The organism is Conyzicola nivalis (assembly GCF_014639655.1).
Lineage (GTDB): Bacteria > Actinomycetota > Actinomycetes > Actinomycetales > Microbacteriaceae > Conyzicola > Conyzicola nivalis.
Genome location: NZ_BMGB01000002.1, coordinates 74362 through 96628 on the forward strand (window position 1 = coordinate 74362; position 22267 = coordinate 96628).

At 69.2% G+C, this 22267-nt stretch carries 23 protein-coding genes; 20 read left to right on the top strand and 3 right to left on the bottom strand.

Annotated features, from left to right (window positions below; all coding sequences use genetic code 11):
- Window positions 1-6 precede the first annotated feature (6 nt).
- The 6 genes from IEV96_RS13775 to IEV96_RS13800 are packed head-to-tail and all read left to right on the top strand — an operon-like array spanning window position 7 to window position 7530.
- Complete coding sequence (locus IEV96_RS13775; RefSeq protein ID WP_188511345.1) at window positions 7-972, top strand: AAA family ATPase; 966 nt, start codon at window positions 7-9, stop codon at window positions 970-972.
- Window positions 969-2333, top strand: a complete 1365-nt coding sequence (locus IEV96_RS13780) for a DUF58 domain-containing protein (RefSeq protein WP_188511346.1) — start codon at window positions 969-971, stop codon at window positions 2331-2333. The genes IEV96_RS13775 and IEV96_RS13780 overlap by 4 nt, the downstream gene beginning before the upstream one ends.
- Window positions 2330-4819 (top strand): transglutaminase-like domain-containing protein, encoded by a 2490-nt coding sequence (locus tag IEV96_RS13785; protein WP_188511347.1) that lies wholly within the window; start codon window positions 2330-2332, stop codon window positions 4817-4819. The genes IEV96_RS13780 and IEV96_RS13785 overlap by 4 nt, the downstream gene beginning before the upstream one ends.
- Window positions 4816-6078, top strand: coding sequence for a DUF5684 domain-containing protein (locus IEV96_RS13790; RefSeq protein WP_188511348.1), 1263 nt, complete (start codon window positions 4816-4818; stop codon window positions 6076-6078). The genes IEV96_RS13785 and IEV96_RS13790 overlap by 4 nt, the downstream gene beginning before the upstream one ends.
- A complete protein-coding gene (locus tag IEV96_RS13795; protein ID WP_229733418.1) occupies window positions 6075-6929 on the top strand; it encodes a PP2C family protein-serine/threonine phosphatase in 855 nt (284 codons plus the stop codon). Before IEV96_RS13790 ends, IEV96_RS13795 begins: the two co-directional genes overlap by 4 nt.
- Window positions 6922-7530 (top strand): hypothetical protein, encoded by a 609-nt coding sequence (locus tag IEV96_RS13800; RefSeq protein ID WP_188511349.1) that lies wholly within the window; start codon window positions 6922-6924, stop codon window positions 7528-7530. The genes IEV96_RS13795 and IEV96_RS13800 overlap by 8 nt, the downstream gene beginning before the upstream one ends.
- 42 nt (window positions 7531-7572) lie before the next feature.
- Here the strand turns inward: IEV96_RS13800 and IEV96_RS13805 are convergent, their stop codons facing one another.
- From IEV96_RS13805 to eccD, 3 genes are read right to left on the bottom strand one after another with little or no spacing between them, the layout of a single operon-like run.
- A complete protein-coding gene (locus tag IEV96_RS13805; RefSeq protein ID WP_229733419.1) occupies window positions 7573-8865 on the bottom strand; it encodes a S8 family serine peptidase in 1293 nt (430 codons plus the stop codon).
- The gene (gene eccB / locus IEV96_RS13810) at window positions 8865-10211 is read right to left on the bottom strand and encodes a type VII secretion protein EccB (protein WP_188511351.1); all 1347 of its coding nucleotides are present in this window, start codon (window positions 10209-10211) and stop codon (window positions 8865-8867) included. The genes IEV96_RS13805 and eccB overlap by 1 nt, the downstream gene beginning before the upstream one ends.
- A 6-nt stretch (window positions 10212-10217) precedes the next feature.
- Window positions 10218-11555 (bottom strand): type VII secretion integral membrane protein EccD, encoded by a 1338-nt coding sequence (eccD, locus tag IEV96_RS13815; protein WP_188511352.1) that lies wholly within the window; start codon window positions 11553-11555, stop codon window positions 10218-10220.
- A 527-nt stretch (window positions 11556-12082) separates the two neighbouring features.
- Between eccD and IEV96_RS13820 the strand changes: the two genes are divergently transcribed.
- The 14 genes from IEV96_RS13820 (at window position 12083) to IEV96_RS13885 (ending at window position 22267) form a co-directional block, all read left to right on the top strand.
- Window positions 12083-12400, top strand: coding sequence for a WXG100 family type VII secretion target (locus tag IEV96_RS13820; RefSeq protein ID WP_188511353.1), 318 nt, complete (start codon window positions 12083-12085; stop codon window positions 12398-12400).
- 37 nt (window positions 12401-12437) lie between these two features.
- On the top strand, window positions 12438-12719 hold the full coding sequence (locus IEV96_RS13825; protein ID WP_229733420.1) for a WXG100 family type VII secretion target: 282 nt from the start codon (window positions 12438-12440) through the stop codon (window positions 12717-12719).
- 80 nt (window positions 12720-12799) lie between these two features.
- A complete protein-coding gene (locus tag IEV96_RS13830; protein ID WP_188511355.1) occupies window positions 12800-13324 on the top strand; it encodes a hypothetical protein in 525 nt (174 codons plus the stop codon).
- Between the two features lie 50 nt (window positions 13325-13374).
- Window positions 13375-13701, top strand: coding sequence for a hypothetical protein (locus IEV96_RS13835; protein ID WP_188511356.1), 327 nt, complete (start codon window positions 13375-13377; stop codon window positions 13699-13701).
- Window positions 13698-14492 carry a hypothetical protein gene (locus IEV96_RS13840; RefSeq protein WP_188511357.1) on the top strand — a complete coding sequence of 265 codons (795 nt, stop codon included), beginning with the start codon at window positions 13698-13700 and terminating at the stop codon, window positions 14490-14492. Before IEV96_RS13835 ends, IEV96_RS13840 begins: the two co-directional genes overlap by 4 nt.
- A gap of 14 nt (window positions 14493-14506) precedes the next feature.
- A complete protein-coding gene (locus IEV96_RS13845) occupies window positions 14507-15223 on the top strand; it encodes a hypothetical protein (RefSeq protein WP_188511358.1) in 717 nt (238 codons plus the stop codon).
- Between the two features lie 6 nt (window positions 15224-15229).
- Window positions 15230-15523: a WXG100 family type VII secretion target gene (locus tag IEV96_RS13850; RefSeq protein WP_188511359.1), complete on the top strand. Its 294-nt coding sequence runs from the start codon at window positions 15230-15232 to the stop codon at window positions 15521-15523.
- A gap of 146 nt (window positions 15524-15669) precedes the next feature.
- Window positions 15670-15987 (top strand): WXG100 family type VII secretion target, encoded by a 318-nt coding sequence (locus tag IEV96_RS13855; protein WP_188511353.1) that lies wholly within the window; start codon window positions 15670-15672, stop codon window positions 15985-15987.
- A 37-nt stretch (window positions 15988-16024) separates the two neighbouring features.
- Window positions 16025-16306: a WXG100 family type VII secretion target gene (locus tag IEV96_RS13860; RefSeq protein ID WP_229733420.1), complete on the top strand. Its 282-nt coding sequence runs from the start codon at window positions 16025-16027 to the stop codon at window positions 16304-16306.
- An 88-nt stretch (window positions 16307-16394) separates the two neighbouring features.
- Window positions 16395-16793 (top strand): hypothetical protein, encoded by a 399-nt coding sequence (locus IEV96_RS13865; RefSeq protein WP_188511360.1) that lies wholly within the window; start codon window positions 16395-16397, stop codon window positions 16791-16793.
- Between the two features lie 9 nt (window positions 16794-16802).
- On the top strand, window positions 16803-18110 hold the full coding sequence (locus IEV96_RS13870; protein WP_188511361.1) for a S8 family peptidase: 1308 nt from the start codon (window positions 16803-16805) through the stop codon (window positions 18108-18110).
- Between the two features lie 19 nt (window positions 18111-18129).
- Complete coding sequence (locus tag IEV96_RS13875; RefSeq protein WP_188511362.1) at window positions 18130-19596, top strand: hypothetical protein; 1467 nt, start codon at window positions 18130-18132, stop codon at window positions 19594-19596.
- Window positions 19597-19652: 56 nt separating this feature from the next.
- On the top strand, window positions 19653-21038 hold the full coding sequence (locus IEV96_RS13880) for a hypothetical protein (RefSeq protein WP_188511363.1): 1386 nt from the start codon (window positions 19653-19655) through the stop codon (window positions 21036-21038).
- Window positions 21035-22267, top strand: coding sequence for an RDD family protein (locus tag IEV96_RS13885; protein WP_188511364.1), 1233 nt, complete (start codon window positions 21035-21037; stop codon window positions 22265-22267). Before IEV96_RS13880 ends, IEV96_RS13885 begins: the two co-directional genes overlap by 4 nt.

Below are 22267 nucleotides of genomic sequence, written 5' to 3' on the forward strand. Positions count from 1 at the left end.
AACAGCATGACGATCGCCCCCGAGCAGGCCGCCTGGTTCGCCGAGACGTTCAGCCTGCTCGCCGACAACATCGAGCAGGCGATCATCGGCAAGCGCCACGTGGTCGAACTCGTGCTGGCGACGGCGATCAGCGAGGGCCACGTGCTGCTCGAAGACTTTCCCGGAACGGGCAAGACCGCCCTCGCGCGCACGCTGAGCCAGACCGTCACCGGCACCAGCTCGCGCATCCAGTTCACGCCCGACCTGCTGCCTGGCGATGTGACGGGCATTACCGTCTATGACCAGAAGAAGGGCGAGTTCGAGTTTCACGCCGGGCCGATCTTCGCCAACATCGTGCTCGCCGACGAGATCAACCGCGCCAGCCCGAAGACCCAGAGCGCGCTGCTCGAGGTGATGGAGGAGGGCAACGTCACGGTCGACGGCGTCACCCGTCCGGTCGGCAACCCGTTCCTCGTCATCGCCACCCAGAACCCCGTGGAGCAGGCGGGCACGTACCGCCTGCCCGAGGCGCAGCTCGACAGGTTCATGATCAAGACGTCGATCGGGTATCCGGATGACGCGGCCACGATGCGAATCCTGCAGGGTGTGGTCTCGGCGAAAGGCCCCGTCAGCGGGATCGTCGACCCCGGCACCATCGTCACCATGACCGAGCTGGCGCGCGGAACCTATGTCAACCCGCTCGTCTTCGACTACATCATGCGAATCGTCAATGCCACGAGGCGGGCATCGGAGGTGCGTCTCGGCGTCAGCGTCCGCGGCGCCCTCGCACTCTCGCGCCTGGCCATGACCTGGGCCGCGTCGCAGGGTCGCACCTACGTCACCCCCGACGACGTGCGCAGCCTCGCGTCGGCCGCCTTCTCGCACCGCCTGATCCTGCACCCCGAGGCCGAGTTCGACGGCGTGACCGCCACCGACGTCATCGGCCAGGTGCTGCTCGACGTCGCCCCGCCCGCCGAGAACGGCGCTGCATGAAGGATGACACCGAGTCACGACTGAGTCGCACGGCGACCAGCACCCGCACCCGCAGCGAGACCGTCACCCGTTACACGAGCACACGCAGGGGCGTCGTCGGCGGCAGCGTCTTCTGGGGGCGCAGCGCCGTGCGTTCCGTCGGAGGTGCTCTGCGTCGAGCGGCGACCTGGTCGGGCGAGACGGTGCTGCCGGCGGGGTGGCTGCTCGTCGTAGTGCTCGTGTTCGGTGTTGCCACGGGTGTCGGCATGGGCTGGGTGGAGGCGTGGGTCGCGGCCGCTATCGCGGCGATCCTGTTGCTCGCCAGCATCCCCTTCCTCATGGGCGGCCACGACTACACGGTAGAGCTCGAACTCGACCGCGACCGCGTCGTGGCGGGCTCCGACGTGAGCGGGCGGCTGTCGATCCGCAACCGCTCGGCGCGCATCTCGCTGCCCGGGCTCATCGACGTGCCCGTCGGCGAGGGACTCGTGGAAGCGCACGTGCCGCTTCTGCTCGGCGGTGCTTCCCACACCGAGGAGATCACGATCGGCGCGCACAAGCGCGGCGTGATCGACGTCGGTCCCATGACGATCGCCCGCGGCGACCCGGTGGGCATCCTCCGCCGCGAGGTGGCCTGGCCGCAGGTCGAGCGCATCTACGTGCACCCCGTGACGGTGCCGATCCCGAGCACGAGCGCCGGGCTCATCAAAGACCTCGAGGGCACGCCAACGCGCGACATCGTCGACACCGACCTCTCGTTCCACGCCATCCGCGAGTATGCGGCGGGCGACTCTCAACGCCACATCCACTGGAAGTCCACCGCGAAGACGGGCGTGCTCATGGTGCGCCAGTACGAGGAGACGCGCCGCGCGAGCCTCGCCATCATCCTCGACCTCAACTCCGAGGAATACCGCTCCGACGATGAGTTCGAGATGGCCGTCAGCGCTGCCGCCTCGATCAGCGTGCAGGGCGTGCGGGATGGCCGCGAGGTGATCGTGAGCGGAAGCGGCGAGATCCCGGAACTCGCGCGCAATTCCGTGCAGTCCATCCGCACCCTGCCGACGATCACGGGCAAGGCGTTGCTCGACGCGATGGCCGAGGTGGAGGAGAGCGACCGCGCCATGCGTCTCGACGCCGTCACGACGCTGACCGTCCAGTCGTTCCCCGAGCTGTCCATAGCCTTCCTCGTCACGGGCGCGGAGATGACGCTCACCCGCATCCGCGCCGCCGCCATGGCGCTGCCGCAGAATGTCACCGCCGTCGCGGTGCGCTGCGAGCCCGGTGCCGAACCCACGCTCAAGGCGATCGGCGGCCTCAGCATCATGACTATCGGCGCCCTGCACGACCTCAAGTACATGATCGCTCGCGGAGCCCTCGCGTGAGGCTCGACCGCGACGCCCTGCTCCGGCTCGCGTGGGACCTCTCCTACATCGTGGCCGGGGTGGCCATCGCGACCGCGCTCGCCTGGCCCATCTACGAGTCACCCCGGGTGGTGCTCGTCGGCGTGGTGGCGACCGTACTCGGCATCGGGCTCGTGCTGCTCCGTGCCCGGCTGAAGCGTCCGGTCTGGACGCTCGCTCTCGCGGTTGTCGCCGGCTACCTCGTGGTGGTGGTGCCGCTCGCCATCCCCTCGGCGCTCGGCTCGCCGCTGCGCGTCCTGCGCGGGCTCGGCGACGGCGTCGTCGGAGTCGTCGTGGGTTGGAAGCAGGTGCTCACCCTTACGCTGCCCCTCGGCGAGTACCAGGCGGTGCTCGTGCCGTTCCTGGTGGTCATACTGCTCGGCACCGTTCTCGCCACGTCGTTCGTCGTGCGCGGCACCCGGCTGGCGGTCGCCGCCGTGCCGGTCGTGATGCTCATGAGCGTCTTCGGTCTCGTCTTCGGGTCGAGCGACACGGGACAGCCGTTGCGCGTCGGCGCCGCGGTTATCCCGGCTCCGCGCGAGGTGCTGCTGGCCATCCTGCTGGTCGTGGTCTCCCTCGTCTGGTTGGTGGGCCGCGCACGGATGGCGCGCGCTCGGGCCCTGCGCATCGTGCAGGCCAGCACGAGCGGCGTGCGTCAGGGCAGCCACTCGCGCTGGGTCGCCGCCCGTCGGCAGGCCCTCGGCGTCGTGCTCGTCGTCGGTGCCGTGCTCGGCGGACTCGCCATCGCGCCCGCGGCGTCGGGCTGGGTGTCGCGCGAGGCGCTGCGCGAGGCCATCGACCCGCTGCTCATCGTGCAGAAGCAGGCCAGCCCGCTCGCCGGCTATCGCGCCTGGTTCGAAGCCGACAACTACGACCGCACCCTGTTCACCGTCGAGGGTGACACGACGGGAATCGACCGGGTTCGCATCGCCACCCTGGGCGACTACGACGGTGAGGTCTTCCGGGCCGGCGGCCAGGACGCGGATCCCCTTTTCACCCGGCTCGCCGGAGGCGGCTCCGGGGAGGGCACGCCGCTCACCGTGACGATCGGCGACGGTTTCGCCGGCGTGTGGGTTCCCGTGCCGGGGACGATCGACGCTGCCCCCGTGTTCAGTGGCGAACGGGCCGAGGATCTCACCGACGCCTTCTACGTGAGCCGGGGGGATGCCGCGGCGGTGGACGTGGCGGAGCGGACCGGCGGCGGCAATGGTCTCGAGGTGGGCGACACCTACCGAGTGCTCGCCCAGCCCGACGCCGAGGTCGAGCTCGGACCGGACCGGGGCGGCGAACCGCTCGTCTCCGAGAACGACTATGCCGAGATGGCCGACTGGGTGGAGGCGCAGGAGGTGCCCCGCACCGGCGACGGCCTCGCCGAGCTCTTCAGCCGGCTCCGCGACCGCGGCTATCTCAGTCACTCGCTCAGCGAGGGGGAGACCGCGGCGCCCTGGATCGCCGATCTGCAGAGCAGCAGCGGGTACGCCTTCCAATCGTCGTACGCGGGCCATTCGGTGGCGCGTATCGAGCAGATCTTCGCCGACCTCGCCGACCAGCAGCGCATCGCAGGGGCGAGCGATGACGAGGCGCTACTCGTGGCCGCCGTCGGCGACGACGAGCAGTTCGCCACGGCCGCGGCGGTGCTGGCGCGGTACCTGGGCTTCGAGTCCCGCGTCGTCGTCGGCACCCGCCTCGCGAGCGACGACGAGGCGCCGTCCGTAGCCCCCTGTGCCGACGGGGTGTGCACGGGAGCCAACGTAACCGCCTGGGTCGAGGTGCGGGCGGCAGATGGAGCGTGGGCGACCTTCGACGTGAGCCCGCAATTCGCGGTCACGCCCATCGATGTCACCGAGGGCGAGCAGCTGCCCGAGAACCCCACGGTGCCCGAGCAGTCGCGCACCGACGTGCTCGACCCTCCGCCCGCGCAGCGCGACGACTCCGAGGGGTCGACCGTCGACGACGAGGTCGCCTCCGATTGGTTCGCCGCAATCCTGCCGGTGCTGCTCGCGGTGGGTACCGGCCTCCTCGCAGTCTTCCTCCTCCTGCTGCCCCTGCTCTTCCTCTTCGTGATCAAGGGCGCTCGTCGTCGCCGCCGCCGCGACGAGCCGGTGCCGGAGGTGCGTGTCGTCGGGGCGTGGGACGAGCTCGTCGACACCTACCTCGACCACGGGTTCAGCGTGCCCGCCGGCGCGACCCGGAAGTCCGTCGCCGAGGCGGTCGGACGCGCCCCGGCGCTCGCGCTCGCGGCGACCGTCGACGCGGCGGTCTTCGCCGAACATCCACCCACCCGCGGCGCCTCTGACGCCGCCTGGACGATCGTCGACGACGAGCGCTCGAGACTCATCGAGTCGAGCACCCTGCGCGACCGAGTCCGCGCGTCTGTCAGCCTCGCGTCGTTCCTACGCCACGTCACGCCGCGCGCCGTGCTCGAAGCCGCACGGTCACTGTTCCGCCAGAAGGAGAGCCCCCGATGACCTCAACGGATGCGGAGGCCGTCGCCGGCCTCACGATCACCATAATGCTGCTGGGCGGTCTCGTCGGAGCCGCCGTGTACATCTGGTACGGCCTCGCGCTCTCCAAGCTCTTCACCAAGCTGGGTGCGGAGTCGTGGCGCGGCTGGGTGCCGATCGTCAACGAGATGGAGATCCTCGCGCGAGGCGGGGTGCCATCGTGGTCGGTGGTCTACTACTTTATCCCCGTCGTCAACCTCTACGGGCTGTACCTGAAGGCCACCGCGGTGCACCGCATCAACGAGCAGCTCGGCCGAGGCGTCGGCTCCACGGTGCTCGGCATCCTGGTCCCCCCGGTCTGGGCGAGCATCCTGGCGTGGGGCGCGACCGCCCCGGTCGCCGGCGTCGATGCAAAGAAGGTCGAGGCGACGCGGGGTGGCGGCACCGCACCGGCGCCGTCGATCGCGACCGGCCCCCTCGGGGGAGAGCCAACGCCGTCGGCCCCGCGCGCGCCGTTCAGTCCCCTGGTATCCGACCCGTCCGGCTACGCCCTCCCGGTCGTGCAGCCGGCGGCGCCTCGGCCCGCCCCCGCCTTCGCGCCGCCCGTCGCCGCGCCGCAGGAGGCGGCCGCTGTTCGGCCGGCCCCGGAGGTCCCGGGGGCCGCGTCCGACAGCGCGTCACCCGCGGCCGTCATAGTCAACCCGTGGGCGCAGCAGTCGAGCACGCCCGCCGCGGCGCCCCGCATCTCGGCACCGCCGACGATCGCCACGCCGCCCGAGCTGGCGCCTGAGCTGGATTTTGAGCCCGACCCTGTCGTCGACCTCGGTGAGACGCGGGTCACCGCGGCCCCACCGGTGCCCGAACCCGCGCCGGATCACGCGCAGTCCACGCTCGGAAGCGGCGATGACGACGACGAGCTCGACCGCACCGTCGTGGTAGACCGTCGGCCGGTGGTGCGCTGGCGGCTGAGCACCGACGACGGATTCGAGGTGGATCTCACCGCTTCGAAGATCGTGCTGGGACGCAATCCGTCGACGGGTGAGCTCGACGTCGAAGCGGTCGCAATCCCCGATACCACCCGGACCCTCTCGAAGACACATGCCCGCCTCGACTTCCTCGACGGCGCGTGGACGGTGACCGACCTTGGCTCGACCAACGGCGTGCTCGTGGTCGACGCGGACGGCGCGGAGGAGCTCATCCCGGTCAACGAGGCGACACCGCTGCTCGCACGGTTCGTGCTCGGCAAGGTCGGTATGGCTCTGAGCTTCGAGCAGCGGTCGTGAGCGCGGCGATCGCCGTCGCCGCGGGGACCGTGCGGCTCTCTGTGGCGCACGCCACCGACACGGGACGCAGACGCGAGGTCAACGAGGACTCCGTGCTGGTCTCCTCGCCGGTTTTCCTCGTCGCCGACGGCATGGGCGGGTACGAGGCCGGTGACCGCGCGAGCGCCGCGGTCGTCGACGCCTTCCGGGCGATGGCGGGTGACGGGTTCGGCACCCTCGAGGCCATTCGCGACGCTCTGGTCGCGGCCGATTCGGCGGTCGGTGCTGTCGCAGACTCCACCAAGCGCGGCGCGGGCAGCACCGTAGCCGGCGCCGTGCTCATCGAACGCGACGGCGAGCCGCACTGGCTGGTGTTCAACGTCGGCGATTCCCGCGTCTACCGGCACTACGGCAGCGACCTCGAGCAGCTGACCATCGATCACTCCCTCGGCCAGGAACTCGTCGACAGCGGTGAGCTGCGCCGCGAAGACCTCGCCACGTACAAGGACCGGAACGTGATCACTCGCGCGATCGGCGCGGCCGACAGCACCGCGGACAGCTGGCTGGTGCCGGTGACCAACGGCGAGCGGTTGCTGATCTGTTCCGACGGCCTCAGCTCGGAACTCGACGATGAGAGCATCCGGGCGAGCCTCACGATGGGCGGGCGCCCCGAGTCGGTCGTCGATGTTCTCGTGCAGCGCGCCAACCGCAACGGTGGCCGCGATAACATCTCGGTCGTGGTCATCGACGTGATCGCCGGGGGAAGCGAACCCGACAGCGAGTACACGACCGGCGCGGGTGGTCTGCACGGCCTCAGCGACGTGGGCCTCGACGACACGACCATCCAGTTGGGAGGGCGGGACCGTGGCTGATCTCCCGATGCCACAGTCGGACGACGACGACCGCACGACGGTGGTCGACCGCTCGGTTGTGGATGACTCGGACGAGCGAACCACGGTCGTCGACCGCTCCGTTCCCGACGACCGCACGACCGTCGTCGAGAGGGCCGCACCCCCGGCTGCTGCCGCCGCGCCCGACGACGAGCACGACGGCACCGTTGTGGTCGCCCGGCCAGCGCCGGCGGAGCCCGAGGACGACGGCACCGTCGTCGTGAGACGCGCGCCGAACGCGCGGCCGGCGTCGAAGACGGCTCAGCCGACACCGCTGCCGAGCCGGCGTGGGCGTCGGCGCATCACCCTCCCGCCGGTCGAACCCGGATTCGGCGCCGATCCCGTCGAAGCCGTCGGGCCCGGCGCCGTCTCGACCTATTCGCCGCGCCGCATCCAGCCGCCACCCGCAGCAGCCGCGGAGGTGCCCCTCGGTCCGGATGCGACACGCGCCCCCGCGCCGTCGATGCCGTCGGTCGGCCGCCGGTCGAAGGCTTTCGGCATGATAGGCGTCGCCGGGTTCGGTCTGGCGACCGTCGTCTCGGTCGTCGGACTCGTGGCGATAGTCCTCTCGCTGGTCGACTGACGACCCCGGGAGGCTGCTGACGAAAGACCTCGTGGCCCCGGATCAGCTGCCGAGCAGACCGTGCCTGGCAGGCTCGCCCTCGGTCGTGGGTACCGTACCGCGGCGGCGTCGTAACACGATGATGACGGCGATCGTTCCGAACAGCGTCAGCGCGACCACGATCACGATCAACGTCATCGCCTGGGTAACGATGAAGGGCGACTCGGTGTGGTCGGGCGACACCGTGGCGACGGCCGGCACGAGAACCCCGGCGCCGGACGTGCCCGCTGGGCTCACCGGGCCCCGGGTATCGGCACCCGGCACGAGGTTGATCGCGTTGTAGGGCTGCACGACTCCCCAGCCTGACAGGTCGTCTCTCGCGTCAGGATTGCTGCGGATGCCGGTCGCCATGAGGCGGTACTGCCACTGGGCGGGCGTCTCGTCGGGATGCGCCGCCGCCACGAGCGCCGCGGCCGCACTGACGTAGGCGGTGGCGAAGCTCGACGAGGGCGCTTCCTGCGCGTAGACGCAGTCGCCGGCGCCGGTGGCCACCGTGAGGATCTGCGAACCGGGTGCGGCCACCTCGACGTGCGAACCGTGGATCGAGTCATCCGTCACCAGGCCGCGCGCGTCGGTGGCGCTCACCGCGAGAGCGCCCGCGTAGGCAGCCGGATAGCGCGGCGAATCGGAGACGTCTTCCGTGGTGCCACGGTTGCCGGCGCTCGCGACGACGAGGCTACCGAGCGATTCGGCGTAGGCGACGGCCGCTTCGAGATCGGGGGAGGCTGCGAAGTCGCTCATCGACACGTTGATCACCACGGCGTGCGAGTCGGCCGCGAAGCGGATGCCTTCCGACATGCGGGCCGTCGTGGGTCCGAATCCAGCGTCGACCGACTGGCTGTCGGTGCCGCGGAACACCCGCACCGACAGCAGGTCTACCGAGGGCGCGAGGCCGACGACGCCCGACTGCGGTATTTCGCGCGCCGCGATCTGTCCGGCGATCGCGGTTCCGTGGCCGTTCACGTCGGTCATGCCGCGCGGGTCTTCGCCGTCGAAGACGAAGTCCCTCCCGCCGACGACCGCGCCCTGCAGGTGCGGGTTGGTGGCGTCGATTCCCGAGTCGACGACGGCCACGAGCACGCCGCCGCCGGTGCCCCGGCTCCAGGCCTTCTGCGACTGCAGCACGCCGAGTGCCGACGGGGTCTCGGGGGTGAACTGCGGGTTGCCCGGCGCGCAGTCTTCGCCCGCCGCGAACGACGGCGGTGCGGCGACTGGCAGCACGCTCAACGCGCCCGCCGCGAGGAGCGCCGTCACGGCGCTGGCCAGGATTCTGGGAGCGAATGCGCGGCGGCCCACTACTGTCCCGCCGCGGCCACGGGCTGCGGCGCGGATCCCGCCGCCGCCTCGGTGAGTTCGGGTCCGGCTGCGAGGAACTGCAGCCAAGAACCGGGCAGCAGGGCGATGTCGTCGACGTCGTACCCGAGGCGTCCGACGATATCGGCGTCCGCACCCGGCACTGCGTAGGCCGTTCCCGATTCGTCGATCAGGTAGACCATTCCGGAATCGCTGGCGGTGGAACCGCCCACCCGCACGAGTGCGCCTCCACCCGCGCTTACCGAGACGCCGGCCTCGCCGAGGTCGTTCTGGTCGTCGAGGGTGGCGAACAAGGTCTGCGGCTCGCCGGTCTCGTCGTGGCCGAGCACGGCGCACGGGGCCTCGTCGCGCGCGAGAGAGGTGAGTGGCTCGGCCGGCCAGTCGAGTCCGCCGGCCGGGTTGGCGGCGTTGGGGAGGCCGCGGACGTCGGCGGGGCTCACATCCACGCCCGCGCCGAGGAAAGCGCCGGAGCCGAGCAGGTAGAGCTGGTAGGCGAGGGGACTGAGTCTCGCCAACTCGCCCGCCTCGGAGACGAGATAGCGCACGTCGTCGGCGTCGCCCTCCTGGTGGATGACACCTCCGACCACGAGTCCCGAGCCGGCGAGTGTGTCGCCGGCGTTCGACACCACGAGCGGCGCGAGCGGCGTACCCTCCTCGAACAGGTTGAGCCAGCGGGCATCGACCGGAACGGCCGACCCGGCGCTGAGGCCCACCGAGCGCAGAACCGCGTCGGAGTCGCTCGCGGCGACCTCGTAACGGATGCCTGCCGCGATGACATAGAGGATGCCGTCGAGCTCGACCACCGACGCATCATCCACGGCGCTGACCAGTCGCGACCTCGGCAGGGTGACCGCCGTCTCGGCGTCGTCGGTGACGCACGCCGCCCAGCCGTCGTTGATCAGTGAGCCGGGGGCGGGAATGTCGTCGGGCGCGCCGAGGATGCCGACGGTCGGACCGATATCGATGCCGTCGAGGGTGTCGCGGTCCGTTGTGATCACCGAGAACTTGCCTGAGGGCATCAGCATGCGGGCGCTCGCGGTGTTTATCACCGGGTAGAGCACACTGTCGATGGTGATATACCTGGCACCGCTGTCTTTCACCAGCACGAGGGTGTTGTTCTCCCACCCGGTCGGCAGGCCCGGGCGGATAAGGCCGTAGAAAACCCCGGCCAGGATGATCATCGCCGACAGCACCACGCCGGCCGCGACCGCCCGCAGGGGAGCCGCGGGCTCGAGCTCCTTACCGCCAGGCGCGCCGCTGGTGAACGCCGAGAGCAGGCGCCGACGGCTGAAGCCCTGGGCTTCGATCAGATCTTTCTTGGTTGCCACCGGCGGTCACACGAGCCCTGCCGTGGCGATGCCGAGCGGCAACAGGAAAGCGAGAATCAGCACTTCGACGGTGTCTGCCGTGCGCGCCAGCCGCAGGCGGGCCCGAGGGCTGAGCAGGGTGAGAGTCACGAGGATAGCGGTGGTCACCAGCAGGATGGTGAGCAGCAGCGCGCGCAGGTCGGGGTTGGCCGCGGAGACGCTCAGCCCGGTGAGGGCGAGGCCGGTGGCGCCCAGCACCATCACGACAAGCACGCCGAGGCGCGCGTAGGCCTGACGCGACTGGAACATCATGCCCGCGAAAGCGAGGGTGCAGAGGATGGCGCCGGTGGGCCCCGACGCGGCGACGAGCGGGGTGGCCAACAGCGACGCCAGTCCGAGGGCGATGCGGAGCGAGACCAGCACGCGCTGTCCCGCGGCGGCGCGGCGGCGGATGTCGTCGGCGTCGATCGGGACCGGTGCGGCGAACATCTCGGCGTCGCTCTGCGGCGAGATGACGGAGATGCGGGTCGACGTGAGGGCGAGCCACGGGAGGCCGTTCGACAGCGTGGCGATGATCGCGATCATGATCGCGTAGGAGGCCGCTTCGCCAGGGGCGAAGAGAGCAGCGACCGTCGACGTGATGCCGACGACGAGTCCGAACGCGATCGGGATGAGGTGCACCTCGGGCCCGTTCTTGGTGAGCGCGAGGGCGACACCGCCGACGACGACCGCGCCGAGGCCCGCGGCGGCGAGCGGCCAGCCCCAGATCGGTTCGATGTCGACGGCGAGGTAGCCGGTAATCGCACCGAACAGAGCGGCGGCGAGTCCCAGCGCGTGCCCGGCTTCCGGCTGGCCGATGCGCGTGAGTACCGCGGCCGTCGCGATCAGCAGCACGACGCCGCTGCCCGCGATGATGGCGCCGATACCCAGGCTCGAGCCCGCGGACACGAGCAGCACGGCGCAGAGCGCGAGAAAACTGAGGCTGATAGCGAGTGCGGTGCGCGCGCCGTCCTTCGGTGTCCACTCGCTGTGCTGGTCGGATGTCGCGTCGATGACGGCTTCGACGACGTCGTCGTACACCCGTGGTTCGGCGATGAGGCCGCCGCGCACCAGGGTGAGCAGCTCTCCGTCGTGGATTCCCTGGCTGCCCAGGCTGCGGCTCACGTCGAGCACGACCCCCTCGGCGCGATGCAGGGCGTAGCCGCCGTGGGACAGCGTGGGATCGAGCACACCGAGGCTGCGGGCGAACCCGGGCATGAGTTCGATGAGTGGCACCTGGGCAGGCACTCCCACGTCGAGGCGCCGTCCTTCGCTGACAATGGAGACGCGAACCAGGGATCCGGTCATGACGACGGCATCGCTCATCGCAGTTCCTCACGATCGGGCGCTGTGATGCACGCATGAGATTGACAGATATTCAGAGCATACCAAGCGTTGCTCGATCCGCGATGCCCCAAGTTCGTGGGGCGAGCTCGGGTTTCCGACCTCACACCGCCGACCGTCACGCCGCGGGCCCGACGAACGAGGCTGTCACGATCGCGGTGCTAGATAGCCCGGTCGATATGAAGCTCCCCACTCTGGCAGACGCCGACGGCTACCTGTCCAAGAGTTCGAAGCCGACGGAGAGTTCATCGACTGCCTCGATAAGCAGAGGAACGAATCTGGGCGACGGGGTGAAGAGGGCGGTCGCGTCGCAAGCGACCGACGGCCTCGGCCCGACAGCGCAACATCCGCTCACCCGCCGGCCGATTGGCGCGATCCGTTGCAAATCGAGACAACGTGCCATAACCTCAAAAAACGCGGTTCTACCGTGTGTGTTCTCACCGGGGGGTTCGGGGGCGACTTCGTCTGCTCGGGTGTGCCGGGATTGATGATTTCGAAGGAGTGAGTACATGGCAGATGTAATCTCCGCTGAAGAGGGTGCGCTCAAGCGCGGTGCCCAGGCGGTTAACGAGGCCAAGGCCAGCATTGACCAGCAGGTCAAGAAGGTGCGTGGCGAGATCGAGCAGCTTCGTGGTTTCTGGCAGGGTGGCGCCGCGACGTCGTTCACGGGTCTTATGACGTCGTGGGACGAGCAGGCCCGCAAGCTCAACGAGGTCCTCGTTGTTCTCGAGGCTGCGCTGGCTGGTACCGAGAAGGACCAGGCCGCGACCGAAGAAGAGCACACGTCGACGATCTCGGGCCTCGGTTCGATGATGTCGAGCATCTAGCAGCCCCGGCTTCAGAAAGGTTTTGAACATGCAGTCAATGTCAGTAAACCCGGCGCAGGTCACGGCTCTCGCCGGACAGATCCGCCAGGGTTCGACGGGTATCAAGTCCGCTCTCGACAACCTCGAGTCCGAGGTCGGCAAGCTCCGTGCGTCGTGGGGTGGTGAGGCGCAGGTCTCCTACGACACCGCGCAGCGCAAGTGGAGCCAGACGCTCGGCGAGATGCAGGCGCTGCTCACGCAGATCGCCGGCAAGACCGAGGAGATCTCGGGCACCTACGTGCAGAGCGACTCGTCGTCCGCACAACGGTTCTCCATCTAGTTACCTGAATCGGGCTGGCTCCTCCTGGCGGGAGGAGCCCGCCCGGCTTCGTCACGACGAGAGATCCGAAGAGGACAACCATGGACAACAGAGAGTGGCTCGCCAGCATGGAGCAACTCCAAGAGCGCGGTGAACGCCTCCAACAGCAGGCCGTGACCGCGCAGGCCGAGATCGACGCCATACTCGCCGCGAACGCGCCGGCGAACGTCGGCATCGTGGTCGAACTGGATGCGGCCGGCATTGTGGAAGCGATCGAGCTCCCGCCCGGCATCCGCACGACGCACACCGCCGAAGAGCTGGGACGGCAGGTGACCCGGGCAATATCCGTCGCTGTCGACGCGCGCCGTTCGGCCCTCGCCGGCCAAACAGAACTGCCCGTGTCGGGCGCCGACTTCGACAACCTGATGGCATCGATCTTCGGCGGCGTGGCCGTCGAACCCGAGCGCATCGTCAACGACTTCAAGACACTCACGATCGAGGTCTTCCGTGGCGAGATCGTGGGCGTGGAACCGGACGCCCGATGGGTCGCCTCGACGAAGGAATCGTCGATCGCCGAGGAGATCGTGCGAATGGCACGCATCGCCGCCGACGCGTCGAGCCGCTGAAGACTCCAAGCAAGTGACTGATATCAGCAGGGCGATGAGGAGAGCAAGGCATGAGCACTGACACAATCGTCGAGGTAGAAGTCCTCGGCACCGACGCCTCGAAGTACTGGGGGCCGTGGAGCGAGCGCCTGTCGACCATGAAAGGCAAGGTCGACACCTCGCTCTCGAGCCAGGACTTCTCGTTCATCCCGGGTGCGGGCGACGTCTACACGGCGTTCGTTGCCGCCCAGGCCCGCCTGGAGGACTACATCGGCGGTGGAGTCACCGCGTTCCAGGCTTTCCGCGATCTCCTGATGGAGACGAGCGTCGAGTACCTGGAAGAAGAAGGGGCCACGGCCGCCGAGGTCGCCGCGTTCCGAGCGAGGTACCCGCTGTGAGCGACGTCGATGTCATCCGCAACTCCATCCTGACGGCCTGCGAGCGGGCCAGCCAGGCGATCGACGAGATGGAAGCCAACGGTCCTGGCATCATCCGGCAGGGTGCTGAGTGGATCGTGAAGCGTGCGGGAATCCCGCCGATCCTCGACAAGATCGCCGAAGACCAGATCGTGCGCATATTCACCGAGCAGCTGCAGAACTTCGTCAGCTTCGCCCGTAACACGGTGATGGTCATGCGGTTTGTCGCCGACAACATGGGAAGCCCCGACGCCCTGCGCGCCGCGGCGACCACCCTCGGCGGGATCGGCACGAACGCATCAACGCTCAACGAGGAAGTATCCAAGGAGTATCTTCTGGCCGCCGACCCGTCGAACTGGTCGGAGAACTACCAGTACTCCGTGGCGATCGACAAGCAACCCGACGCGGTCGCGCGGGTGGCGACCTACACCGACGGCATGTCGGGTGCCCTCGACGCGATGGCGAATGCGATCGAAAGCTTTTACGGGGAGGCCGCGGGCATCATCCTCGGCGGTGCCGGCGCGTACATCGGACTCGTCGGCGCTGTGGTCGGTGTCGCCCTGTGCTTCACGGGAGCGGGTGCGATCGTGGGTCTTCCCATGGCGATCGTCAGCGCCCTCGGCGCTCTGGTTTCGGCAGCCGGAGCGATGGTCTCCGTGTACAACATGATCACGGGCACGATGCAGAACATCAACGAGCAGATCGGCGCCCTCGAAGGTTCGGTTATCGACGACAGCGGCGCAGACTCCTGGCACCAGCCGGTCCTCGGCTAATGGCGGATCGGCGGATGGCAAAGGGCCTCGTGATCGGGGGCGCGGCTTTCGTTGTGGTGATCGTGGTGATCATCGTCGTCGCGGTCGTGCTCGTCTCCAATGCGACATCCGCGCGCCCCTCTCCGCAACCGTTCGTCGAGCGCTATCTCACGGCTGTCTCGGAGGGCGACGCCCAGGCGGCCCGGGCGATCGACGACCGCACGCTCCCGGAAGACGGCGCAGCGGACCCGGAGACGTTCCGTTCCGATGCGGTACTGCAGGCCGCGACCGAACGCATCAGCGACGTGCAGATCGACGACGTTCAGGTCTTCGATCGCGACAGCGGGCGGGTCACAGCGAGCTACACGCTGGCCGGCGGGCGCGAAAATCTCATCGTGAATGTCGAGTGGGACGAATCCTCGGACGGCTGGGCCCTGCGCGACGGTGTCTTCCACGCGGTGGAGGTCGCGGGCGGAACGTCGTCCGTCGATGATTCCATTCCCTTCTTCCTCGCGGGCGTCCCCTCCACCGATCCGGTCGCGATCACGCCCGGTCGGGCCGCCTACCTCGCATACCCCGGCGTCTACCCGTTCGAGCTCGCACTGTCGCAGGGTGTGCTGTCCGATCCCGCCGCGGTGCCATCGCAGCTTCAGGTGACGCCCGGGCCCGACGAGGACCCGGACGTCGTCTACGTGCAACTGAACCGGGAACCGACGGTTGCCGATCTCATCACAACGCCAGAGAACGGATGATTGACCATGAGCGAGAAACTCGTCCGCAAGTTCGGACAGATGGACCAGGCCGTGGAGCTCATCCAGGGGGCAAACGCCGACATCCGGCGTTCCTTGGAGGCGCTCGACGCAACAGTAGGGTCGCTCCGGTCGCAGTGGACGGGGTCGGCCTCAGACGCTTACGATTCCGCGCATCGCGAGTGGGTGCAGACACTCGACGCGATGAACGCCATCCTGGCGGAGTCGGCGGGTGTCGTCGCCTCGGCGGCGGAGCGCGGACGCGCGACGCAGGCTTCCGTGCGCGCGAAGTGGGGCGGATGAATCGTCTGTGCCCCCATTGCGGTCGGGGGGTACGTGGCATAACCTCAATATGCGCGGTTCTACCGTGTGTGTTCTCACCGGGGGGTTCGGGGGCGACTTCGTCTGCTCGGGTGTGCCGGGATTGATGATTTCGAAGGAGTGAGTACATGGCAGATGTAATCTCCGCTGAAGAGGGTGCGCTCAAGCGCGGTGCCCAGGCGGTTAACGAGGCCAAGGCCAGCATTGACCAGCAGGTCAAGAAGGTGCGTGGCGAGATCGAGCAGCTTCGTGGTTTCTGGCAGGGTGGCGCCGCGACGTCGTTCACGGGTCTTATGACGTCGTGGGACGAGCAGGCCCGCAAGCTCAACGAGGTCCTCGTTGTTCTCGAGGCTGCGCTGGCTGGTACCGAGAAGGACCAGGCCGCGACCGAAGAAGAGCACACGTCGACGATCTCGGGCCTCGGTTCGATGATGTCGAGCATCTAGCAGCCCCGGCTTCAGAAAGGTTTTGAACATGCAGTCAATGTCAGTAAACCCGGCGCAGGTCACGGCTCTCGCCGGACAGATCCGCCAGGGTTCGACGGGTATCAAGTCCGCTCTCGACAACCTCGAGTCCGAGGTCGGCAAGCTCCGTGCGTCGTGGGGTGGTGAGGCGCAGGTCTCCTACGACACCGCGCAGCGCAAGTGGAGCCAGACGCTCGGCGAGATGCAGGCGCTGCTCACGCAGATCGCCGGCAAGACCGAGGAGATCTCGGGCACCTACGTGCAGAGCGACTCGTCGTCCGCACAACGGTTCTCCATCTAATCAGCAGTACCCCGGGTGGTCGCCCGCCGGCAGCGGTCGGCGGGCGACCACCTACCTCGGTTCGAGATACCTACTGGAGGGTTGGTCTATGGTCCAGCAGATTCTGATCGACGTGGACTCGGTGGCTAACGCCATCCGGCGCATCGTCGCTGAGCGGTCGACGGTGCCGGAGCCCGGCGCGATCGCGCAGGTCGAAGGCACCTCGGTCGGTGTGACCTCGCCGTTCCACGCCCAACTCGAGTATTCCGCCAAGCTCCTGTCGTCGATCGTCACCACGGTGCGCTCCGAACTCGAGACGACCCAGGCGGCCATCCGCAAGGCCATCGAGGACGCCGCCGAAAACGATGCCGCCCAGGCCGACGAGGCCAAGGCCATCCTCACCGCCCTCGACTCGATCGTCGCTCAGCCGGCACCATCGACGTCCACCAGCACGACGTCCACCAGCACGCCGCCGGCCTCGACGCCCGGCATCTCGAAAAGCTGGTGACCCGGGCTCGTGTCGTCGCTCCGCGCTCTCTCTAGAACTCTGGCCGTTGCCGGTGCCGTCGCGCTCCTGGCGATCACGGCGGCGCCCGCTCACGCCGTCGACGCGCCATGGTATGTCGGGGCGCTCAAGCTCGACACGGCTGCGCAGGGCCTGACCGGCGCCGGGGTAAAGATCGCCGTGCTGGACGGCCCGATCAACCCCGAGGTGCCGACGCTCGTCGGGGCCGACCTTCAGGTGCAGGAGCCGTCTCTCTGCTTTGACGACACGGGGACACCGCTTCCCGCCGCGACGACCGACCTCGGTCCTTCGAACCCCACCGATCACGGAACGAACGTCGCTTCGATCATCGTCGGGTCGGGTGCGGGCTACGCCGGCCAGCAGGGCGTCGTCGGCGTCGCGCCCGGCGCCACCATCCTCTACTACTCCGTCTACTCCGAGTCCGCCGAGGGCGAGGGCGTGCGCTGCCGTGCCGAAGACGGCAGCTTCGTGATGCTTCCTATCCATCGAGCGATCGATGCGGCCGTCGACGCGGGCGCCAACATCATCTCGGTTTCGCTAGAGCACGCGGGCAGCGATGAGTTCGACACGGCGATCGCCCGCGCCTTCCGCGAGGGCGTCGTCGTGGTCGCCTCGCTGCCGAACGACGCCTCCGCACTCAGCGTCGGGGGCATGCCCGCCGATGCGAACGGCACGGTCGGAGTGCAGGCAGCCGGCGCAGACGGCTCGATCCAGAACAAAGCCAGCGGTCAGCCGAACCGCGACACAAGCGCCGACGTCGTTGCCCCGGGACTCGACATCTCAGTGCAGGGCAACCCGGCCACCGGCCTTTGGTCCGACCAGTTTGTGGCGAACGGAACATCGTTGGCCACCCCGCTGACCGCGGGTGTGTTGGCGCTCGTCATGGAGAAATACCCCGCCGCGACCGGCAACCAGATTATCCAGTCGCTCATCCACAACACGAGCGGCGACCCTGACCACGAGCCCGCCCGTGATCCCGACGAGCTGATCGGCTACGGGTTGCTGTCTCCGACCAACCTGCTCAGCGTCGATCCGACGAAGTACGACGACGTCAACCCGCTCATCCTTAAGGAGGCGGCGGACGGCTCCGTCCTGGAGCCGACCTACGACCAGATCTTCAACACCGCTGCAACAGACGAGCCGGCGGGGGAGCCCGATGCCGAAGCGGAATCCTCGGGCACGCCGGCCTGGGTGGGCATTCTCGTGGGAGTGCTTATCGGCGGCGTCGTGCTCGTCGCGATCGTCGTCACCGTAATCATCATGGCCGTGCGCAAGCGCGCGGCCATCACCAAGCAGTAGCCACACCGAGGAGACCACCATGGGTACAGCGGAGAAGCAGCTTCAGGCGATTGCCAACGCGCCGTCGAACTGGGACATCCCGGCCCTCACCGACCTGAAAACGTCGGCCGGCCAGCTGGTCGACGCGATGACCGCCATAAATGGCAGTCTCGTCTGGGAGGGGGCGACCGCTGAGGCAGCCAAGGCCGCGTTCGTTGCAATGCGTGAGAACTTCGCAATCGTCGAGTCGGTGATCACCGAGATCGAAAGCATCGTCAAGTCGGCCAACGCCGCCCGTGAGGCCGCCGTCGCCGCCGTCGACGGACTCAGCTCCGCGACCGTCGACCCCACTATCGTCGCGGCGGCCCGCACGGCGTCGGCCATCGTCTTCCGCGGTATCACTCTCCCGGCTGACGGTGCGATCAACGTCATCGAGGGTATTCTCGGCAACCAACGCGAAGAAGAAGCCCAGGCAGCCGTCGACAAACTGTCAAACGACCTGGCCGAACAGCGAGCTCTGCTGTTGACGGCCGTCGACCCCCTGACGCGTTACCAGCCCGCGGTCGGCGACGTCACGCCCCCCAGCCTTCCCGAGCCCCCTCCCTTCGAGTACGACACCCCGGGCTACACGCCCGGAGAATACCCCGGTGCGGGCGGCGGCAACGGCGGGGGCGTGGGCGGCGGTGGCGGAGTTGTGTACGTTCCCACCGAACCCCCCACGATCAATATCCCGACCACAACGGGCCTGCCCACCTTCACGCCGCTCCCCGCAACGGTGTCGGTCGATGGAGACACCACCGGCTCGCTCCCGTCGAACCCCATCAACACCCTGCCGGGCAGCGCACCCCACTTCCCCGGTGGATCCTCCAACTTCGGCGGCGGATCGGGCGGCGGCGGCGGTGCCGGTCTCGGCGCGGGACTCATCGGTTCAGGGTCCGGCGGGCTCGGTGCCGGTCTCGTCGGCGGCGGAGCCGCTGCCGCTGCTGCTGCAGCACGACTGCGCGCGGGCGCTGCGGGCGGCGGCGGCGGCACTCGCGGTGGCATCAGCGGACTCAGCGGAACCAACGGTGCGAGTGCAAAGCTCGGTGCGGGTGGGCTCGGCGGCGCCAACGGCGTCGGCGCGGGCGGCTCGCGCGGGCTCGGCGGCGCGACACTCGGCGGCGCGAACGGGGGAGTCGGCGGCTCCGGATCCGGCGCGTCGGGATCCGCCGCAGCGGGCTCGGCCGGCGGCCGCGCAGGCGGGGGCGGAGGCCTCCTCGGCTCGCAGGGTGCTGGCGGCGGCACTGGAAACGGAACGAACGTCACCTCGACCACAACGGCTGCGGCTGGCGGCCGCGGCACCGGCACCGGCACCGGAATGATGGGCGGCGGGGCCGCATCGGAAGAGCGCGACAAGCGCGTCGGTCTGGGTGGCCTCATGGCGCCTAAGCTCGACGATGAATCGGATGCCGCACCGCGGTCGGCCGGCGCCTCAGCCGGTGGACGCGACGAGCAGCCCCAGGACTAGGAACCAGCATGTCCCCACGCGTCACCCGCACGGCGTTTCCCAGCGGAATCTAGAACGTGCTTCTGACGGCGCCCGAGCGGCGCAAAATCGTGGTGCTCAGTGGTGACCGGCGAGTCGACGCGGCCGTGCCGTTCGACGACTCGCTGCGTAGCGCCCTGCTGGCCCTGGGCTACACGCTCGAGGCCGGAAGGCATGCCGTGCTCGACCGCACCGGCGCGGAAGCAGATCTCGACGCCCCCGGCTCCGAATTGCAAGACGGCTCGATGTTCTCGATCGTCGACCTGCTCGCGCCGGCCCGGGAGCGCGCCAGCGGGGCCGCGGCGACAGATAGCGCGCGCGACGACAAGCGCGCCCTGTGGTGGCTTATCGGCACGTTCGCGATCGTACTCGCGGCGGTGGCACTGGTCGATGCTGCCGGCGACGGCACCCTGTCTTACGGTCTGGCGCGGGTCGGTACGGGCCTGGTGCTTGTTGCGGGAGCCGTGGCATCCGCGGTGTTCTGGGCCATGCGGGGTCCGCGCAATGCGACCGCCGAGTCCCTCGCCATGATCGCACCGCTGGCCCTCGCCTTCTCGGCGGGGGTTCTGCTCATCGATCCGGCGCTCGAGGCCAGCGTGCACCTCGCCGTCGTCACCGGCCTGTTCGCCGCGGGAGTCTTGGCCACGCTGCTCGCCGCGGCCGTCGAACCGTTGCGCCTGCGCAGCGCCGCGGCGACCGCCGCCGTCGTGCTGCTCGCGCTCGGAGCCGTGTGGGGCGCGACACTGCTGGCGGGTCTGGACAGCGCCGCGGCCGCCGCGATCAGTGCGGGTGCGGTGCCGCTCGCGCTGCGCTACCTGCCCAGCACGCTCGTCAACGTGCCCGAGGGGCACCACATCGACTACAAGCACTTCATGAGCAGCCGCTGGACCGTGCGCGGCGAGGTTCCCGAGTCGCCGGACGCCATCGAGCCTGCCGAGGTGCGCAATGCGGTGGATGCCTCGTCGGCGCGGCTGGTGACCGGGGTAGTTCTGCTCAGCATCATCGCGGCCGTCTCGTTGCCGATCGCCATCGCCGCACCACTGCCCGAGGGCGGATTCGTGTTCGGCGGTGCCATCGCGCTCGTCGCCGCGCTGACCATCGCGCTGCTACTTTCGCCGCGCCACTACGCCACCCCGGTTCTGCGCTGGGTGCCGCGCGCGGCCTGCGGAGTCGTCGTTCTCGTCGCCGCGATCGCCGTGAGCACGATGTTCGGCGATCTCGTGGTGCTCGTCGTCGCGGCCGGCCTGCTCGTGACCGGCATCGTCGCGGCGGTGCTGCTGGTGCCGATCGGTCGCGGCGCGCGTTCGCTGGCCTGGTCGCGCCTCGCCGACGTGCTCGAGTGGCTGGCCGTGGCGCTGTCGCTGCCGGCCGGACTGCTCGCCGCGGACGTACTGACCGCAGTCCGGGGGATGATGTCAACATGAGCGAAATCACACCGACCGCCTCGGCGGCCTGCTGGAACTGCGCTCAGACGCTGAAGCCCGGCGCGGAGCAGTGCGTTTTCTGCGGGGTCTCGCAGCGACAGCAGCCCACGGCCTATGTCGTGTCACCCGACGGGATGGATGCCGCCGCGCCTCCTGTACAGACGTGGACCCCCGCGGCCGACACCGCGGCCCCCGCGACATCCAGAACCGCCCTCGACCCGTCGATCTCCGGCACCGCCGCGGGCGTCGGCAGCCAACTGGCCGCATTTACCGTCGACGTCGTCGTCGTGGCGGCGGTCGCCGTAACGGTCTACCTGGTGTCGGGTGCCGCCGTCTTCGCCGCCTTGGCCGTCTTCGAGATGGCCGTCGGACTGTGGGTGATGGAAGCGCGAACGGGCGCCACTGTCGGCAAGCTCGTTCTGCGCATCCGCACGTCGCGCGACGACGCTCCGTTCTCGCCGGGTATCGGGCGCGCCCTCGTGCGCCGACTGCTCACCGCGGCCGGGTTCATCGTCGCCGTCGTCGGCGCTTGGGTCGTCGTCGCCTCGGGCGCCTGGGACCGCAGCGGCCGGGCACGCAGCTGGGGTGACATCGCCGCGCGCACGCAGCTCGTCTCGGTTCCGCGTCAGGACCGGGTCAAGCGCCCCGTGCCGGTCGCCGCGAGCACCGTCGACGCCATGTCGGTGGATGCCTCGATCGTGCTTGCCGCGCCGCAGGTCGTGAGCACCCTCGCCAAGCCGCGGGCGGTCGACGAAGACTCCGTGTCGCAGTCCCAGACCGGGGCGGGCGCACGTGCAGCGGTGGCTGCCGACCACGCCGGTCCGCCCGTGCCTGCGGCAACGTCCGCTGCGCCGGTCGAGCCCGCCCTGCCGGAGAGCGCCGACGGGACCGTGCTGCTCGTCTTTGACACCGGTCAGCGCGAGCGCTTCGCGGCGCCCGTCGCCGTCAACCTCGGCCGCAACCCCATCGTCACCGAACCCGGCGACAAGCTCGTGACCGTGCAAGACCCCGAAATAACCGTCTCTAAAACGCACCTGCGGCTCGAGCACTCGCGCGGCCGCACCTGGGTCACCGACGGCGGCTCGACCAACGGCACCGACCTGCTCGACGACGAGGGCGGCGTCACCACCCTCGCCGCAGGCGAGCGCGTGCTGCTCGACGAGGGCGTGCGTGTGCGCGTCGGCAACCGGGCATTTACCATCAGCCTCATCCTGGGTGGAGAAAAATAA